The 18,416-nt window shown below is 32.8% G+C and carries 16 protein-coding genes; 13 read left to right on the top strand and 3 right to left on the bottom strand.

Features of this window, described 5'->3' with window-relative positions:
- The first annotated feature begins 916 nt into the window (after positions 1-916).
- The 7 genes from qoxA (at position 917) to katG (ending at position 8,499) form a co-directional block, all read left to right on the top strand.
- The gene (qoxA, locus tag ACFCYN_RS08715) at positions 917-1,789 is read left to right on the top strand and encodes a cytochrome aa3 quinol oxidase subunit II (RefSeq protein WP_375948759.1); all 873 of its coding nucleotides are present in this window, start codon (positions 917-919) and stop codon (positions 1,787-1,789) included.
- Complete coding sequence (gene qoxB / locus ACFCYN_RS08710) at positions 1,789-3,756, top strand: cytochrome aa3 quinol oxidase subunit I (protein ID WP_216854199.1); 1,968 nt, start codon at positions 1,789-1,791, stop codon at positions 3,754-3,756. Before qoxA ends, qoxB begins: the two co-directional genes overlap by 1 nt.
- The gene (locus ACFCYN_RS08705; RefSeq protein WP_375948829.1) at positions 3,725-4,324 is read left to right on the top strand and encodes a cytochrome c oxidase subunit 3; all 600 of its coding nucleotides are present in this window, start codon (positions 3,725-3,727) and stop codon (positions 4,322-4,324) included. Before qoxB ends, ACFCYN_RS08705 begins: the two co-directional genes overlap by 32 nt.
- A complete protein-coding gene (gene qoxD, locus ACFCYN_RS08700; protein ID WP_172445425.1) occupies positions 4,321-4,602 on the top strand; it encodes a cytochrome aa3 quinol oxidase subunit IV in 282 nt (93 codons plus the stop codon). The genes ACFCYN_RS08705 and qoxD overlap by 4 nt, the downstream gene beginning before the upstream one ends.
- A 684-nt stretch (positions 4,603-5,286) precedes the next feature.
- A complete protein-coding gene (locus ACFCYN_RS08695) occupies positions 5,287-5,523 on the top strand; it encodes a hypothetical protein (protein ID WP_375948757.1) in 237 nt (78 codons plus the stop codon).
- A gap of 27 nt (positions 5,524-5,550) precedes the next feature.
- The gene (locus tag ACFCYN_RS08690) at positions 5,551-5,781 is read left to right on the top strand and encodes a hypothetical protein (RefSeq protein WP_375948755.1); all 231 of its coding nucleotides are present in this window, start codon (positions 5,551-5,553) and stop codon (positions 5,779-5,781) included.
- 519 nt (positions 5,782-6,300) lie between these two features.
- Positions 6,301-8,499: a catalase/peroxidase HPI gene (gene katG / locus ACFCYN_RS08685; protein ID WP_375948753.1), complete on the top strand. Its 2,199-nt coding sequence runs from the start codon at positions 6,301-6,303 to the stop codon at positions 8,497-8,499.
- 261 nt (positions 8,500-8,760) lie between these two features.
- On the opposite strand, the gene ACFCYN_RS08680 is transcribed toward katG, so the two are convergent.
- The gene (locus ACFCYN_RS08680) at positions 8,761-9,972 is read right to left on the bottom strand and encodes an MFS transporter (protein WP_375948751.1); all 1,212 of its coding nucleotides are present in this window, start codon (positions 9,970-9,972) and stop codon (positions 8,761-8,763) included.
- Positions 9,973-10,175: 203 nt separating this feature from the next.
- On the opposite strand from ACFCYN_RS08680, the gene ACFCYN_RS08675 reads away from it, so the two are divergent.
- Both ACFCYN_RS08675 and ACFCYN_RS08670 read left to right on the top strand, forming a co-directional pair.
- Positions 10,176-10,820, top strand: a complete 645-nt coding sequence (locus ACFCYN_RS08675) for a DNA alkylation repair protein (RefSeq protein WP_375948827.1) — start codon at positions 10,176-10,178, stop codon at positions 10,818-10,820.
- Between the two features lie 187 nt (positions 10,821-11,007).
- A complete protein-coding gene (locus ACFCYN_RS08670) occupies positions 11,008-12,222 on the top strand; it encodes a D-alanyl-D-alanine carboxypeptidase family protein (protein WP_375948749.1) in 1,215 nt (404 codons plus the stop codon).
- A gap of 86 nt (positions 12,223-12,308) precedes the next feature.
- Here ACFCYN_RS08670 and ACFCYN_RS08665 read toward each other — a convergent pair whose 3' ends face one another.
- Together ACFCYN_RS08665 and ACFCYN_RS08660 are read right to left on the bottom strand one after the other, a co-directional pair.
- Entirely contained in the window at positions 12,309-13,319 is a 1,011-nt protein-coding gene (locus ACFCYN_RS08665) for an inorganic phosphate transporter (RefSeq protein ID WP_172445420.1), read from the bottom strand.
- A gap of 11 nt (positions 13,320-13,330) precedes the next feature.
- On the bottom strand, positions 13,331-13,951 hold the full coding sequence (locus ACFCYN_RS08660; protein ID WP_172445419.1) for a DUF47 domain-containing protein: 621 nt from the start codon (positions 13,949-13,951) through the stop codon (positions 13,331-13,333).
- A 329-nt stretch (positions 13,952-14,280) separates the two neighbouring features.
- Between ACFCYN_RS08660 and ACFCYN_RS08655 the strand changes: the two genes are divergently transcribed.
- The 4 genes from ACFCYN_RS08655 (at position 14,281) to ACFCYN_RS08640 (ending at position 18,404) form a co-directional block, all read left to right on the top strand.
- The gene (locus ACFCYN_RS08655; protein ID WP_216854197.1) at positions 14,281-15,669 is read left to right on the top strand and encodes an aldehyde dehydrogenase; all 1,389 of its coding nucleotides are present in this window, start codon (positions 14,281-14,283) and stop codon (positions 15,667-15,669) included.
- 111 nt (positions 15,670-15,780) lie between these two features.
- On the top strand, positions 15,781-16,755 hold the full coding sequence (locus tag ACFCYN_RS08650; RefSeq protein WP_375948746.1) for an ABC transporter ATP-binding protein: 975 nt from the start codon (positions 15,781-15,783) through the stop codon (positions 16,753-16,755).
- On the top strand, positions 16,752-17,603 hold the full coding sequence (locus tag ACFCYN_RS08645) for an ABC transporter permease (RefSeq protein ID WP_172445416.1): 852 nt from the start codon (positions 16,752-16,754) through the stop codon (positions 17,601-17,603). The genes ACFCYN_RS08650 and ACFCYN_RS08645 overlap by 4 nt, the downstream gene beginning before the upstream one ends.
- Positions 17,604-18,404 (top strand): ABC transporter permease, encoded by an 801-nt coding sequence (locus ACFCYN_RS08640; protein ID WP_172445415.1) that lies wholly within the window; start codon positions 17,604-17,606, stop codon positions 18,402-18,404.
- The last annotated feature ends 12 nt before the right edge of the window (positions 18,405-18,416 follow it).

Raw genomic sequence — 18,416 nt, 5'->3', positions numbered from 1 at the left:
ATAAAGCATCAATCAAAAAAACGTGAAATGGATGTAAACAATGGATATCTGTCATGGTATGCGCTAAAGGCGGTTGGGTATGGAAAGAAGTAAAAAATTATAAGAGAATGCTGGCTTTGTAGTATTTGAGGCATGATAATGTTTTACTTTTTTATAAAAAATTACAATAATTGGTATTGATAATCATTTTCATTTATGTTAATCTAAGTTTATAAAAGAAGTGTAAGAAAAAGCCATTGTTTTTCTTAGTTCTTCGATTGGATACACATTTTAAAATTAATGTGGAATGCAACCCTAGAACCCCCCCAACCCTATGAAGAGAAGAACATGCTAGGACAGTAGTTTTTCTCTTCAATAAATTAATAACCCTGTTTTTGACGCAGAGAGATCTGCGTTATTTTTTTTGTTAATTTAGAAAGTATCAATTGGTAACGGTGAAGATAAATCGGCGTAGATGCCACTTTTAGGTTGAGTGGAACTATGCCTTTGTCTTCCCCTGACGGATCGCCAATAGAAGAGTATTCTTTGTCCGAAAATACTGATTATTCCGTGAAAATCGTTCGAAATTATTATACTAAATTAATAATATGTAATTTTGAAATTGTGAACAAAAAGTTAATCGAAATCTAATATTTGTCTAAAATGTGAACGTTGTGAAAAGGTGAGCATACATACCGGTTCCTTGATACATATAGGTTTTTAGGAAAAACACATATTTGTAAATATGTCTAAAATGTGAACACTTATTTTTTCCTTTCAAAATAGAAATTAATTGTTTGTTTTTTTAATTAAAGTATCTTACTATAACTGTGGACATTGTTTGTCATTTTGGTGACAATTTATAAAAATACTTAACTAAGAAGCAATTCAAAAAACTGTTTTGTACTTTTACTTACTTAAAGGAAGGAAGAGCGAGATGAAAAAATTTCTAATGAGCATGATGATCATGCTGGTTGCATTAGCATTGGGTGCTTGTGACAAGATTGCAGTTCTTAATCCAAAAGGACCTGTTGCTAAAACGCAAGCAGATACGATTATCTTCTCAATGTTAATGATGTTAGGAGTTTTACTAGTAGTTTACATTCTTTATATAGTTATTCTTTATAAATATCGAGCTAGTAAACTTCCAAAAGATTACGAACCACCTCACGAAGAGGGAAGTAAAACACTTGAAATTATTTGGACGGTTACACCGATCATAATTGTTGCAGTTTTATCAGTAGTAACTGTTAAAACAACAAATGCAGTTGAAAGTGTTCCAAAAGGTCATGCAAATGATAAACCACTTGTAATTTATGCAAGTTCTTCAAACTGGAAATGGCACTTCTCATATCCAGAACAAGGAATTGAAACAGTTAACTATGTTAACATTCCGACGAATAGAAACGTAGAATTCAGACTATATTCATTTGGTCCGATTACAAGTTTCTGGGTTCCACAATTAGGTGGACAAAAATACGCAATGAGTAACATGGTAACTAAATTAAACTTTGTTGCTTCAAATGAAGGTTCATTTATGGGTAAAAACAGTAACTTCAATGGTAAAGGCTTTGCTGGAATGGAATTTGAAGTACTGGCAATGAACAATAAAGATTTTGACGGCTGGGTTAAAGACGTTAAAAATACGGCTCCTGCTTTAACAGAAACAGAGTTTAATAAGTTGCTAAAAATAGAGCATTTAGGTAGAAAGACATATTCTTCAACCCACTTAGAATTTAGACCAGCTCCTGAAGGAAAAAATGCAGGGCATGATCATGGTTCTATGGATAATATGGAGGGGATGAAATAATGATGGGTTATAAATGGGATCACTTTTTTGTAACAGGTGAGCCAATGATCTATGGCGCAATGGTGAGTATCGTTATTGTTTCTCTCGCTATTTTTATTGGTTTAACCAAATTTAAAAAATGGGGTTATTTATGGAAAGAATGGTTAACAACGGTTGACCATAAACGTATCGGTGTAATGTATATTCTTTGTGCATTATTAATGCTTTTCCGTGGCGGAGTTGATGCCTTATTAATGAGGGCACAATTAGCAGGACCAGATTTAAAAATATTAGATGCACAACATTATAATGAAATTTTTACAACTCACGGCTTAATTATGATTTTATTCATGGCGATGCCTTTCATTATTGGTTTAATGAATATCGTTATTCCATTACAAATTGGAGCACGTGACGTAGCATTCCCTTATTTAAATGCAGTTAGTTTCTGGTTATTCTTCGCAGGTGCAATGCTTTTAAACTTAAGCTTTGTTATCGGTGGATCACCTGATGCTGGTTGGACAGCTTACTTCCCACTAGCAAGTAAAGAATTCAGCCCAGGTGTTGGAAATAACTATTACGCAATTTCGCTTCAAATTGCTGGTCTAGGTACATTAATGACTGGTATTAACTTTATCGTAACAATTTTAAAAATGCGTGCACCAGGTTTGAAATTAATGAAATTACCAATGTTTACTTGGAGTATCTTAATTACAAACGTTATTATCGTATTCGCATTCCCAGTATTAACAGTAGCTTTAGCATTAATGATGTTTGACCGTGAATTTGGAACACAGTTCTTCACGATGGCACATGGTAATGATATGCTTTGGGCGAACTTATTCTGGATTTGGGGACATCCTGAAGTTTATATTGTTATTCTTCCAGCTTTCGGTATTTATAGTGAGATTATTGCAACATTCTCAAGAAAGAATTTATACGGATATAAGAGCATGGTTGTCAGTATGATTGCAATCTCTGCTTTAAGTTTCGTTGTTTGGGTTCACCATTTCTATACAATGGGTCAAGGTTCTGTTGTAAATGGCTTCTTTAGTATTACAACAATGGCCATAAGTATACCAACCGGTGTGAAAATCTTTAACTGGTTGTTCACATTAAGGAAAGGTAAAATCGAATTTACCGTTCCAATGCTTTATTCATTAGCGTTTATTCCAATCTTTACAATCGGTGGTGTTACAGGGGTAATGCTTGCAATGGCAAGTGCTGACTATCAATATCATAATACGATGTTCCTAGTTGCTCACTTCCATTACGTATTAATACCAGGTACTGTATTTGCTGTAATAGCAGGTTTCTACTACTGGTTCCCAAAAGTTTTCGGTTTCAAATTAGATGAAAAAATCGGTAAAATTACGTTCTGGACAATTATTGTAAGTTTTAACGTAACTTTCTTCCCATTATTCTTATTAGGATTAAAAGGTATGACTCGTCGTACTTATACGTATAGTGCAGATTCAGGTTTTGGTCCTTTAAACTTGATTGCTTCAATTGGTGCTGTAGGGTTAGCTATCGGGTTCATGTTACTTGTTTATAATATTTATTACAGTGTACGTTATGCTCCAAGAGAAACTAATGGTGATCCATGGAATGCAAGAACATTAGAGTGGGCTACAAGCAGTCCAATTGCTCCTTATAACTTTGCAGTAATTCCTAAAGTTGATTCATTAGATCCATTCTGGAAAGCTAAAAAAGAAGGAAAATCTCTACTTGAAGGTGAGATTACAGATATTCACATGCCAAGTAATAGTGGTATACCATTCATTTTAGGTATGGCATTTATGGCATTTGGTTTCTTCTTAATTTTTGAATGGTGGGTTCCAATGATTGTATTTGCAGTTCCGGTTGCACTTTGCTTAATCGCACGTTCATTCCAACGCGATCATGGATATCATATTCATAAAGAAGAAATTATTGAAACAGAGAAAAAATTACGAGGTGATCATTATGAACAGCAAGCCTCTATATAGTCTAGGTGAAGAAAGTTCTAATAAGATTCTAGGTTTCTGGATCTTTTTAGGAGCTGAGATTGCTTTATTCGGTACATTATTCGCAGTTTATTTCACATTAGCAAAAAATACTGGTTCTGCACCTACTCAAAAAGAATTATTTGAGATGAAAGGTGTAATGATTGAAACATTTGCCTTATTAACTAGTAGTTTTACGATTGGTTTAGTTGTTAACACTATTAAATTACATTCAAAAAAAGCTTTTATTAGCTTCCTTATGATAACTTTAGCTTTAGGTGCAGTCTTCTTAGGAGTAGAGATTACAGAATTCTTTACTTATGTACATGAAGGTGCGACGATCCAAAGTAGTGGAGCTTTATCAGCGTTATTCGTATTATTAGGTACTCACGGTGCCCACGTTTCATTCGGTATGTTATGGGGTATTGCAATCTTAATTCAAGTATCTCGTGAAGGTATTACTGAAACTACTGCAAACAAAACATTTATTTATTCACTATATTGGCATTTCCTAGATGTAGTATGGATCTTTATCTTTAGTTTTGTTTACGTGAAAGGACTGATTGGATGAGCGCGTTATTCCCTAAGCATCAAGTGGTTGGCTTCATCCAATCACTTGTCCTAACAATCATAGCTTTAAGTGTTTACTATTTACATTTACCTTTTAATGTGTCATTTATTATCTTAATAGTAACGGCATTATTACAAGGTGGTCTTCAATTAATTGTTTTCATGCACATGAACGAAAATGAAAATAAAAATGTATTATATATCAATTTAGGTTACGCAGTATTTATTGCAGTAGCAATAGTATTTGGTACTCTTTGGACATTAGTTTGGGGTATGTAATATGAGAAAAGCTCTTCGGTAATCGAAGAGCTTTTTTTTGCATATTAAGAAAGTATTAATTGGGAACGGTGAAGATAAGTCGACGTAGATGCCAATTTTAGGTATAAGTATAAGTGCAACTACCGTCCTGTCTTCGCCTAAAGTCTCGCTAATCGGCGAATTTTCTTTATATAGTATATAAAAAAAGTGCAAATAAGAATGCCAAACATTCAAATAAGAGAATAAAAACTGTAAATAAAAGTGGAAGTGAAAATAAAAATAGGAAATCTGTAATTAAAATTGTGAAACATGCAAACAAACCTATCGAACGTGCAAAAAAGAAATCAGAAACTTACCCTACATTTTCCGGCATACAGGTCAATTCTGAAAAAATATAAAAAAGAAATCACATTGTCTGTTCCAAAACTTTTAGGACAGCCTCTTTTTTTTAAGGGACGACATAAGGGTTTCATGAGTAAATAAAAAAGGGAGAAGGAGTCAATATGTTACTCATTTTGCGGCTGGACTCTAATCAAAGTAGGACCGGGCTGATTTTTCCCGGTTTTTCTTATAGGATAAGGCTGAGCAGTTGAATAAGTTACACATCAAATTCTACGAAAAAAGTCAATTTACCCCCAATTACAAATAACGCTAAGTTATATATAATGACAATATTAAAGTACTTGAAATCCTGGAGGAATGGAATTGGAAGATCCAATCTTACTGTACAAAAATAAACCATATGAGATTATTTTAATGGATGTAATTTTACTAAGTGGTATTTTGGGTTTGACTGTATGCATCATAATAGGACTCGTTAAAATGGATTGGCTTTTCATTGTTATGACAATCTTATTTGCATTGCTGTTTTATTTTTTATTTATCCCTGAACGTAAAAAAATACGAGGGTATGTAGCTGTATATTCTAATAAAATCATTTAAAAGAAAAAAAACACAAAAGAAGTGAAATTGAACGACGTTATAGAAGTAAAATATATTAAAAAAGAAGAATATATTGCAAGACAACCTTGGAATATTGATTATTTACAATTTTATCTCAATAACCATGATGAACCTATTTTAATCCAGCCTTCATTTGGCGGTACGGTTGCACCTTATAATATGAATGAAGAAACAAAGGAGATCCTATCATTTATTAGGGGGAAATTTCCAGATATTAAAGTAACTAAGGAAAAATAATGACTTAATAATGGATGTTTCGTTTTTTAGCTATTGCATTTCGAACGTTGGACAATAAATGGGAAGTAAATTTATATTAAAGATTATAAGCTGCTAAAATAGCAGTTTTTTTGTAGTAAATGGCAAGGTATTCGAACAAGGAAACAGGAATAAAGTATAGAATTAATTACTAGAATAGTACAAGCAAGTGATTGTAAAATTTCAATCATAAAGTTACTTTCAGTTGAGATTTTATAAATAGTATTACCTGCTAAGCAAAGAAATTATAAGAATTAGTGGAGAGTGCAGAGTTGAAGAACAAATAGCTTATTATTCGATAGAGTATGAACAAACTCACTAACCAAAAATCTATTTTACTAATGACATACAATGTTCATATGTTTATCGAAAAATTCATAATAGTAATACTTATTTCTGTTAATATAAGTAATAGTTTAATATAATGATTACATAATCATTATCATATCTTGTTAGTTACGTATATTTACGTATACATAAACTCTTAAGGAGGAAACAAATATGGAAACTAATGAAACTTCTAACATTGCAAAGTGCCCGTTTAATCACGGTAGCGCTACTACTCCCAAATCATCTGGTACTGCAAATAAAGACTGGTGGCCAAACCAGCTAAACTTGAACATTCTACATCAGAATGACAGAAAATCAAATCCCATGGACGTAGAATTTAATTATGCAGAAGAATTTATGAAGTTAGACTATCAATCTCTTAAGCAAGATCTCCATAATCTTATGACAAACAGTCAAGATTGGTGGCCTGCTGACTATGGACATTATGGTCCGTTCTTTATTCGTATGGCTTGGCACTCTGCTGGTACATATCGTACGGGTGACGGCCGTGGTGGAGGGGGAACTGGCACACAGCGTTTTGCCCCACTTAATAGTTGGCCAGACAACGGTAATCTCGATAAAGCCCGTCGTCTGCTATGGCCGATTAAGCAAAAATATGGCAACAAAATCTCTTGGGCTGATTTATTTATTCTAACAGGAAATGTTGCTATTGAATCAATGGGTGGAAAAACATTTGGATTTGGTGGAGGACGTGCAGACGTTTGGCATCCTGAAGAAGATATATACTGGGGTAATGAAACAGAGTGGCTAGGAGATAAGCGTTACAAGGGTGATCGTGAGCTTGAGAATCCACTTGCTGCTGTTCAGATGGGACTTATTTACGTTAACCCTGAAGGTCCAAATGGTAACCCAGATCCGGTTGCAAGTGGTCGTGATATACGCGAAACCTTTGCACGTATGGGAATGAACGATAAAGAAACAGTTGCATTAATCGCTGGGGGGCATACTTTTGGAAAAGCACACGGTGCTGGAGATGCTGCACATGTTGGACGAGAACCGGAAGCTGCTCCTATTGAAGCTCAAGGCTTAGGCTGGTTAAGTACTCATGGCTCTGGAAAAGGTCGAGATACAATCACTAGTGGAATTGAAGGTGCTTGGACTGCAAATCCAACAAAGTGGGATAATGGTTATTTTGAACTATTGTTTGGATATCAATGGTGGCTTACAAAGAGTCCTGCAGGCGCGTACCAATGGCTTGCTGTAAATCCTCATGAGAAGGATCTTGCACCAGACGCTGAAGATCAATCTGTTCGTGTTCCTACAATGATGACTACAGCCGATATGGCATTACGGTATGATCTAGAATATGAAAAAATTTCTCGTCATTTCTATGAGAATCCAGAAGAATTTGCTGATGAATTTGCTCGTGCATGGTTTAAACTAACTCACAGAGACATGGGGCCACGTTCAAGATATTTAGGTCCTGAAGTTCCAGAAGAAGTGCTAATTTGGCAAGATCCTATACCTGCTTTAGATAATGAAATAACTGATGCAGACATTGAAAAGATTAAATTAATGATACTAGACTCAGGACTTACAATTAGTGAGCTAGTAAAAACTGCTTGGGCTTCAGCAAGTACTTTCCGTGGATCAGATATGCGCGGAGGTGCTAATGGAGCACGAATCCGACTTGCTCCACAGAAGGATTGGGAAGTAAATCAACCTGAACAACTTACAAAAGTACTAAATGTACTAGCAAATATTCAAAATCATCTAGAAAAGCAAGTTAGCTTGGCGGACTTGATTGTACTTGGTGGTAGTGCCGCTATAGAAAAAGCTGCACAGGATGCAGGCTTTGATGTATTAGTTCCGTTTTCTCCAGGACGTAGCGATGCATCGCAAGAACAAACAGATATCGAAAGTTTTGCAGTGCTTGAGCCGATCGCTGATGGATTTATTAACTATCAAAAGAAACAGTATAATGTAAGTTCAGCAGAGTTACTAGTTGATAAGGCACAACTACTAGGTCTCACTGCACCAGAAATGACTGCACTAATTGGTGGTATGCGTGTCCTAGATACTAACTATAATGGCACAAAACATGGAGTATTCACTAATCGAGTTGGCACGCTTACTAATGACTTCTTTGTAAACTTGCTGGACATGGGAGTAGCGTGGGTGCCTGTAGACGGAGACGTATTTGAAGGACGTGATCGCAAGTCAGGTGAAATAATACGTACTGCAACTAGCGTTGACCTAGTGTTCGGCTCAAACTCGATTCTACGTGCGATTGCAGAAGTGTATGCTCAAGATGATAACAAAGAGAAGTTTGTACGTGACTTTATCGTTGCCTGGGCTAAGGTCATGAATGCAGATCGTTTCGATCTTGTTCGAGGAAGTACACTATAAAATAAATACGAAAAAAATAAAAATCCTTCCTGACATTTCAGGGAGGATTTTTCAATTTCTTTGACTAGTTTAAAATCAGTCGAAATTTGATTAATGCAATAAAAAAGGATTTTATCGTTAGTTAAAAGAATTATTAAAAGGCTGCCTATTTGACAGCCTTTTAAAATTCAAAAATCAGGTTTACTTTATAAAGAGCTAATATTTTCAATTTTGGCTTACTATAGCCGAAGATTAGTGTCATTACTTTCTGCGGGAATATCGTTAAACTGTTTTTTTACGATCATTTGGCAGCATAAATGCTACTAAGCCTAGTAATGGCAAGAAACTACATAAGTTCATAACGAATTTAAGGCTAGTTGCATCGGCAATTACACCTAATAATACGGCTCCTAAAGCACCCATTCCGAATGCTAAACCTACAATTAATCCACTAACTAAACCAACTTTACCAGGAACTAGCTCTTGAGCATAAACAACTATTACACTAAAGGAACTAGAACTGATGATACCAATTAAAAATAAAATTGGTATAACTGCTAATAAAGAGATATGAGGGAGTAATAACGCTAATGGAAAAGTTCCAACTAAAGAAAATAAAATCGTATTACGTTTTCCAAATTTGTCAGCTAATGTTCCCCCAATAAATGTTCCAATTACACCTGCAATCATAAAGATAAATAAATATAATTGTGTACTTTTAATCGATAAACCATAGCTCTTAATTAAATAAAACTGATAATAGTTGCCTATGCCAGCTGAGTACCATGAGCGAGCAAAGGTAATAAAAATTAACAAAATAATAGCAAATTTTACGGCCGATGTTATTTTGAAACTTTCAGTTGAAGTTTGGCCTTTATTTTTTAATTTAAATGGGTCTTCTTTTAATTTATTTCGGTACCATGTAGATACATAAATTAACACACAAATACCAATAGCAGCTAGAATAGTAAACCAAGCTGCGCCTTTTTGTCCTAGTGGTACAAATATTAATGCCGTAAATACTGGAGCTAGCGAGTTTCCTGTATTTCCTCCAACTTGATAGATTGCTTGAGATACCCCTCTTTTTGAGCCAGAGGCTAAAAACGCTACTTTAGAGCCCTCAGGATGGAAGATTGCTGACCCGATACCGATTAATAGGACAGATAATAGAACCATCATTAAATTTGGTGCAAAAGCTAAACAAAGCATACCTAGTAAACTGGATGACATTCCAATTGGAAGGAGAAATGGTGATGGCTTTCGATCGGAAAAAATTCCAAATACAGGTTGCATTACAGAGGAAGTCATATTTAGCGCAAAGGCTATGAATCCAATTTCTGTGTAAGTTAAATTCATCGTCTTTTCTAAAATTGGAAATATGGCTGGTACAACTGCTTGCATCGAGTCATTTAATAAATGACCTAAACTAATTGCAAATAGAATTTGATACATGGTTGATTGATTAATAACCTTTGTATTAACTGCTGGTTGCATAATATCCCCCTTTCATATTGACTTAACTATCATAAACTAATCTTCAAAAAATTTACACAATTTTGCTCCATAGTCTTTTCATTAAACTTTAACCTCTATTATAATAGAGGAAATACATTGAAATGCTTTTCCCGTTAAAGTTGAATAAATAAAATTAGAACGTTTAAGGGGAGTTGAAATTGGACAACTATTCTAAAGAGTTAATGAAGTTTTTTAAAGACCATCAAAACAATGAAAATCGTCCTGCAATGGAAGCATATATGAAAAACAAGTTTACCTTTTTAGGAATTAAGGCACCAGAACGAAATACGTTATTGAGACAATATCGAGAGAACTATGGTGATCCGCCAAGTTTAAACTCAATCATAAATATTTGGGGCCTTGAAGAAAGAGAGTTTCAATACATTGCATTAACATTTTTAGACCGGCAATATAAAAAAGCTGAAATTGAACGAATCACATTATATGAACAACTAGTAGTGGAAAAATCTTGGTGGGATACCGTTGATACAATTTCAGGAAGGCTGATTAGTTATCATTTTTTAAAATATCCTGAATTGATTGATGAGTACTCAAATAAGTGGATTACTTCTAATAATATGTGGTTAAACAGAGTAGCATTATTATTTCAAATGAAGTTTAAAGAGAAAACTGATCAAGAGCGTCTTTTTAAATACTGCAGACTATTATCAGAAAGCAAAGAATTTTTTATTCAAAAAGCGATTGGCTGGGCATTGAGAGAATTCTCATATGTCAATCCTAAAGCCGTTGAATCATTTATATTAGAGACTAAGTTAGCACCTTTAAGCAAAAGGGAGGGGCTAAAAAAAATAGAGAAATCAAGTTAATAAGAATCTGTCGATTTTCCGGGAAATAACCGTTATTTTTTAAAAACTATTCCAACTTTATGTATAGTTGAGACATTAATTTGAAAAGGTTATAATAGGGACATTATTGTAATGTAAGTACTATTTTACTCAAGAAAACATTAGCGTGAATTGAAAAAATCAAATGAAAAAGTATAAAGGAGATTTAATGTTTTATATGAAATCTACTTTTAATAATATGATAAAATTATGTCTTTGTATTAGCTTAATTAATGGTTTTTTTATGCAGAAAACTGTACATGCAGATGAATTAAATCTATTTAGTGATAAGGCTATTTCAATATTAGCTGATAATGGAGAAGTAATATATAGTAAGAACAGCAATAAAGTTGATTTCCCAGCTAGTACTACTAAAATAATGACTGCTATGGTCATGATGGATCATTTAAATGAAAATGATAAAATTAAGATGACAAAAAGAAGCATACAAGAAGAAAAAAGCAATTCTCAAATACTTTTTTCTACAGGCGAAGTATTAGATCGGAATACAGCATTAACAACGATGATGATTTTGAGCGCAAATGATTTAGCATATGCAATCGGTGAACGAGTTGGCGGGAACATGGATAATTTTGTAAAAATGATGAATGAAAAGGCTAAAAAGATTGGCGCTTATCATACAAATTTTATGAATCCAAATGGACTGCCCAATACAAACCATTATACGACTGCACATGATTTAGCCCTAATCACAAAGGAAGCTTTAAAATACCCGTTAATTATTAAAGCAATGGGTACAAAAGATGCTCATATTAATACATCTAAACAAAAGAATGTGTATATCTTTAATCGCGGAAAAATGTTTGAAAATCCATATTTTTATGCAGGTAAAACCGGATATACAGATTCTGCTCGAAACACTTTAATTGAAATTGACAAAAAAGACGGTCAAATGATTATTAATATTTTATTGCGCTCTTCGAAACCGCAATATTTGCAGGATATTAAATTAATGGATTCATACGCGTTTTCAATGATTCATAAAAAAACGTTAATTAAGAAAACAGATTGGCAGAAAAAAGTAACAATAAGAAAAAACTTAATTCAAACGAAAATTTCGAAAGATTTGGCTTTTTTAACTACTCTAGGTACAAATACAAACTATGATATTAAATTAAAGCCATCATCAACAATTGGCGAGAAATTCAAGGAAAATGGAATATCTAAAAATCAAAAACTTGGTCAGGTTGAAGTTTGGGCTAATAAAGAAAAAGTTTTAAGTACAGATTTATTAGCTGCTAAATCATATAATCGACCTACATTACTTTCGTTAAATACTTTTTTAATCGCTGGTTCGATTATTTTACTGCTTGTTGTAATTTTTTATATAACAAGACCGAAAAGGAAAAGAGAATATATGTAAAAACTAAAGAAGGTTAGACATATAATTGTGTTTGGCCTTCTACACAAAAAAGGCGAACTGTGGTTACGGGTTCGCCTTTTTTATTATTAGATTAAGATTAATTTTAAAATTTGATAGAAGATAGCTGCAACAACTGCTGAAATTGGGATTGTAATAACCCAAGTGATTATCATACGTTTAGCAGTACCCCAGTTTACATCTTTAACACGTTGAGCAGAACCAACACCCATAATAGAAGATGAAATTACGTGTGTTGTACTAACTGGTAAATGTAAAGCAGTAAATGTGAAAATAATTGCGGCCGAAGATAAGTCGGCTGCTGCACCGTTAATCGGGCGTATTTTCATGATTTTTCCACCAACAGTTTTAATGATTTTCCATCCACCAACTGAAGTACCAATTGCCATTGCTGTTGCACAACCAATACGTACCCATAATGGAACGTCTGCACCTGGTCCTTCAATTTTAGCAGCAATTAAAGCAATCATGATAATCCCCATTGCTTTTTGTGCATCATTTGTACCGTGAGTAAAAGACTGTAATGAAGCAGTAAGTATTTGTACAAATCTAAAACCTTTATTTGTTTTAGAAAGATTCGAACGACGGAATATAGTTGCTAAAATTGTCATTACAATAAAACCAAGTGTAATAGCAATGACTGGAGAAATTAATAATGCCTCGATAATTTTAATAAATCCGTCAGCCTTTAAAACGTGAATTCCTTTTGCAGAAACTGCAGCACCAGCTATTGCACCGATAATTGCATGTGAAGAACTACTTGGAATCCCAAAAAACCAAGTAACTAAGTTCCAAACGATACCACCTAATAAGGCAGCAATAACGACAACTAGTCCATTTGTACCTTGAATTGAAATTGGATCAACAATACCAGTAGTAATTGTTTTTGCTACTCCTGTAAATGTAATTGCACCAATGAAGTTCATTATAGCTGCAACTAAAATTGCAGTACGGGGCTTCAAGGCTTTTGTCGAAACAGACGTTGCAATAGCATTTGCTGTATCATGAAATCCATTAATAAAATCAAATAAGAATGCAAAAATCACGATTAATATCGTAAGTAAAAATAAATGTTCCATTTTATAGCTCCTTACGCATTTCGCATGATAATTTGCTCAAGAGTGTTTGCAACATCCTGTGCACTATCAGCTACAGATTCTAAACCTTCGTAGATTTCTTTATACTGTATAATTTTGATAGGGTCTTTTTCATTCATAAATAATTGTTTAATTGAAGTACGTAATAGTTCATCACATTGTGATTCGTAATCTTTAATTTTTATTGCATGGACACGAATTTCAAGTAATTTTTTATTTGAAAGTAATTTGACAGAAAGTAAAATTTCTTCAACAGCTTTTTGTAGAATATCAACGAATTTGACCATATAGTCATCAGCTGAAGTAATAGAATACATCTCAAAACGAGCTGAACAATGTTCGAATCCATCTAGTACATCGTCCATTTTCATCGCTAGTTGTAAAATATCTTCACGCTCAATTGGAGTAATGAAAGTTTTGTTCAATTCAACGATTAGAGAGTGAATGAACTTATCACCTTTTGTTTCATATTCCTTCATTTCTTCTTGAAATTTCTTTAAGTCGCTTGCATTTTTTATTTTAAAATCAACGTAATACTTTGATGCAACGTCCAAATTCTCAGCGATCCCTAAAAGCTTTTCAAAGAATACATCTTTTTTTTGTCCAAAAAACATTATGATTCCTCCAACTAAAACATATAATTTATTATCACCTTCACCATTAATCAGAATTTTATTAATGTCAGAAACTATGTAAAAATGTCGAAAAAAGTAAAGGCCACGTTAATAATAATAATTGGTTTTTAAAATTAATCAATTAAAAACGTTTAATTAATTTACAAATTTACAATATCTTTACAATCCCTTAACAAAGTTAATAATTCGATTCTTTCATTCGTTTATATTGATAATAGTATTCACAGAAATATTGACTTTATGTGAGTTTTTAATTTAGCATTAGATTATATGTTTAAACGAATCAACTTTAAAAGGATGTGATGATTTTGGAAAGTACATATAGAACATCTGAAATTACACAATTAGTAAATAAGCAAAAAGCATATTTTCAGACAGGTATAACTAAAACATCTAAATACCGCATTGCACAATTAAAGAAACTATATAAATCAATCGTCGAAAATGAAGAAGAAATAAAGCAGGCATTAAAACAAGACTTAAATAAATCTGATTTTGAAGCTTATATGACTGAAATTGGATTTACATTAAAAGAAATATCAGAAGCAATTAAAAAAATTGAAAAATGGATGAAGCCTAAAAAAGTTAAAACTCCAATCACTCATTTTGGAACAAAAGGTTATATTTACAGAGAACCATATGGAGTTACGTTAATAATTTCACCTTGGAATTATCCGTTTCAGTTAGCAATGGCTCCTTTAATTGGGGCAATAATCGGAGGAAATACAGCAGTCATTAAACCGTCAGAATTAACTCCTAATACATCAAAAATAATTCAAAAAATAATTAAAGAGTTATTTGATGAAGACTATATTGCGGTAGTTGAAGGTGGAATCGCAGAAAGTACTTTATTATTACAACAAAAGTTTGATTTAATCTTTTTTACAGGAAGTGTTCAGGTCGGAAAAATTGTTATGGAAGCAGCAAGTAAAAATTTAACGCCATTAATACTCGAATTAGGTGGTAAAAGTCCAACAATTGTTCATAACGATGCAAATATTCAAATAGCAGCTAAAAGGATCGTATGGGGGAAATTTACGAATGCAGGACAGACATGCATTGCTCCTGATTATATTTATGTACATGATTCAGTAAAACAAAAATTTATAAGTGCACTAAAGAATGAAATTGTTCATTTTTATAAGGATAAGCCTTTGTTAAATAATGATTATTCAAAAATAATCAGTGAACGCCATTTTAATCGATTGGTTGACTTTTTGAAAAATGGTCAAGTTGTACATGGTGGAGACTATGATTTGCTAACTCATAAAATTGAGCCTACCTTGATCACCGATGTAAATTGGGATTCACCAATCATGTCTGAAGAAATATTTGGTCCTATTTTACCAATTCTTTCTTATTTTAATGTTGATGAAGTATTGGATGAAATTAATCAACATCCTAAGCCTTTAGCACTATATGTATTTACAGAAGATAAGGATTTAGCGAAAAAAGTAATTGAAAAAGTACCATTTGGCGGTGGATGTGTAAACGATACACTTTATCATATGGCAAATCCAAATTTACCTTTTGGAGGAGTTGGAGAAAGTGGAACCGGGAATTACCACGGTGAATACAGTTTTTCTGCTTTTACTCATGATAAAAGTGTTCTACTGCAAACTACAAAAATTGACTTGAAAATTAGATATCATACAACAAAAAACGCTTTACGGTTCATACGTAAATTGTTAAAATAAAGGTTAATGATTAGTTTCTAAGCTCCTTGACAAAAGGGGCTTTTTATATGTTGAAAATAATTTATTCTTTTTTACATAATAATAAAATATTAATATAGATGGGACGCGAAAATGAAAAATATAATTGAAATTGAACAAGTCGAGAAAAGTTTTAGTGAAAATAGTGTTATATCCCCACTTTCATTAGAAATTTATTCGGGAGAGTTTTTAACAATCTTAGGTCCTAGTGGTTGTGGGAAAACTACACTTTTAAGAATGATTGCTGGTTTTGAAGAACCAACATCAGGTTTGATCAAGTTAAACGGTGAAACAATTAATAATTTGCCTCCATATAAAAGAGATATGAATTTAGTGTTCCAACACTATGCATTATTTCCACATATGAACGTTGAACGCAATATTCAATTTGGCTTAAAAATGAAAGGTGTTTCGTTAGAGGAACAAAAAGTTCGAGCTAATGAAGCAATGAAACTAACTCAATTAACCGATTTTAGAAATCGTAAGCCTAGCCAACTTTCTGGTGGTCAGCAGCAAAGGGTTGCAATTGCTCGTGCAATAGTGAACAATCCAAAAGTATTATTATTGGATGAACCACTAGGTGCACTAGATTTTAAATTACGTAAAGATTTACAAAGAGAACTTAAAAATCTTCAACGTGAATTAGGAATTACTTTTATATATGTTACTCATGATCAAGAAGAAGCAATGAGTATGAGTGATCGCATCGTCGTAATGAATCATGGAAAAATCGAACAAATTGGAACACCGAAAGAGATTTATCAAAGACCTGCAAGTAAATTTGTTGCAACATTTATAGGTGAAAATAATTTCTTTAAAAAAGGCGATAAAGAGATTGCAGTTAGACCCGAAAATATTAAAGTTTCGCCTGCTACTGATGAATTTACCGAATACTTAGGTACGATTAAAGATGTTGAGTTTGTTGGAACTTTAAATAAAGTTTTTATTGATTTACATAAACAAGAACAAACAATTGTTGTTTATCAAATGCCAGACCAAACATCTCTTTCGAGAAACGACAAAGTTGAAATTAGTTGGAAGTCGGAAGATGAGGTGATTATGTATTGAGAAATGGTAAATACATAATTGCACCTACGATTATATGGTTATTAGTCTTTTTCCTAGTACCATTACTTTTAATATTTGGATTTGCATTTATGAAAAACGGATTGTATGGAGAAATTGAAAAAACATTTACTTTAGAAAACATTATTAAAGTTTTTGATCCACTTTATTTGAAAGTTTTATGGACTACATTTTGGATTGCTTTAGTTACTACAATAATTACACTACTTGTTGGTTATCCTTATGCATATACAGCTACTGTTGTAAATGCAAAATGGCAAAGGATGCTGCTTTTATTAATCACAATTCCATTCTGGATTAATTTCTTAGTTAGATCGTATGCTTTAATTGTCATCCTTCGTTCAAAAGGAATTATTAATACATTGTTAATCCATCTAGGAATTATAAAAGAGCCGTTACAACTACTATATAATACTCCATCTGTCATAATGGGAATGGTCTATACATTATTACCATTTATGGTATTACCAATCTTTGTCGCTATTGAACAGTTAGATAAACGTAAATTGGATGCGGCTAATGATTTAGGAGCGACTCCGTTCCAAACATTTTTATATGTTACACTTCCATTGACTATGAATGGAATTTTTGCAGGTAGTATTTTAGTATTTGTTGCATCATTTGGTATGTTTGTCGTTTCAGATGTAATGGGTGGTTCGAAAGTTGCGTTAATAGGTAATGTTATTCAAAACCAATTCTTAGCAGCAAGAAACTGGCCATTTGGGTCTGCACTTTCAATTTTCTTAGTTTTAACGTCAATTGGTTTAATTGGACTTTACTATTTAGCGACTAAAAATATTGGTGCTCAAAGAAGTAGAGGTGAGAAATAAATGAAAAAACCGATACTTATTGGATTTTCCACAATTGTATTAATCTGTTTATATTTACCTATTTTGATTTTAATACTATTTTCGTTTAATAAATCAAAGATTAATGCTCAGTGGTCTGGATTTACGTTTGACTGGTATTTAAATCTATTTAAGAATCCACAAGTTGTTGATGCTTTAATGAATAGTTTAACGATCGCAATTGTAACGACGATCCTTTCTACAATTTTAGGTACGATTTGTGCTTTAGCATTACATAAGCATAAATATAAATTTTCGAGTTTTATTAGTGGACTAGTTTACTTACCAATCGTAGTTCCTGATATTTTGATGGGACTTTCTTTACTAATCCTTTTTACAAATTTCCATATCGAATTAGGTAGTATCACAATTATTATTGCACATGTCACTTTTTGTATTTCATATGTAATTATTCTTTTAGCAGCTAGACTTTCAGGTATGTCTTCTGATTTAGAGGATGCTGCAAGTGACCTAGGTGCAACACCATGGCAAACATTTAGATTTGTTACATTACCGGCACTTATGCCAGGAATCATTGCATCTGCACTTTTATGTTTTACATTAAGTATTGATGATTTTGTTATTAGCTTTTTTGTTTCAGGACCAAGTTCAACTACACTACCAATTTATATATATGGAATGGTTAAAAAAGGTGTAACACCTGAAATAAATGCAATTTCAACCATTTTAATCGTTACAATTATATTCCTAATGGTTGTTTCTGAAGTATATCGTACAAAAGGAATCAATAATAAAACAGAGAAAAAATCTTATATAGTTTAAGATTAAAGGAGG

It is taken from the genome of Gottfriedia sp. NPDC056225 (genome assembly GCF_042267765.1).
In the GTDB taxonomy this organism is placed as follows: domain Bacteria; phylum Bacillota; class Bacilli; order Bacillales; family Bacillaceae_G; genus Gottfriedia.
This window is presented reverse-complemented; position numbering and strand designations above follow the sequence as displayed.

Coding starts and splice junctions, on each gene's coding strand:
- qoxA (WP_375948759.1), top strand. CDS start 917: ATGAAAAAATTTCTAATGAGCATGATGATCATGCTGGTTGCATTAGCA.
- qoxB (WP_216854199.1), top strand. CDS start 1,789: ATGATGGGTTATAAATGGGATCACTTTTTTGTAACAGGTGAGCCAATG.
- qoxD (WP_172445425.1), top strand. CDS start 4,321: ATGAGCGCGTTATTCCCTAAGCATCAAGTGGTTGGCTTCATCCAATCA.
- katG (WP_375948753.1), top strand. CDS start 6,301: ATGGAAACTAATGAAACTTCTAACATTGCAAAGTGCCCGTTTAATCAC.
- ACFCYN_RS08680 (WP_375948751.1), bottom strand. CDS start 9,972: ATGCAACCAGCAGTTAATACAAAGGTTATTAATCAATCAACCATGTAT.
- ACFCYN_RS08675 (WP_375948827.1), top strand. CDS start 10,176: ATGAAGTTTTTTAAAGACCATCAAAACAATGAAAATCGTCCTGCAATG.
- ACFCYN_RS08670 (WP_375948749.1), top strand. CDS start 11,008: ATGTTTTATATGAAATCTACTTTTAATAATATGATAAAATTATGTCTT.
- ACFCYN_RS08665 (WP_172445420.1), bottom strand. CDS start 13,319: ATGGAACATTTATTTTTACTTACGATATTAATCGTGATTTTTGCATTC.
- ACFCYN_RS08660 (WP_172445419.1), bottom strand. CDS start 13,951: ATGTTTTTTGGACAAAAAAAAGATGTATTCTTTGAAAAGCTTTTAGGG.
- ACFCYN_RS08650 (WP_375948746.1), top strand. CDS start 15,781: ATGAAAAATATAATTGAAATTGAACAAGTCGAGAAAAGTTTTAGTGAA.
- ACFCYN_RS08640 (WP_172445415.1), top strand. CDS start 17,604: ATGAAAAAACCGATACTTATTGGATTTTCCACAATTGTATTAATCTGT.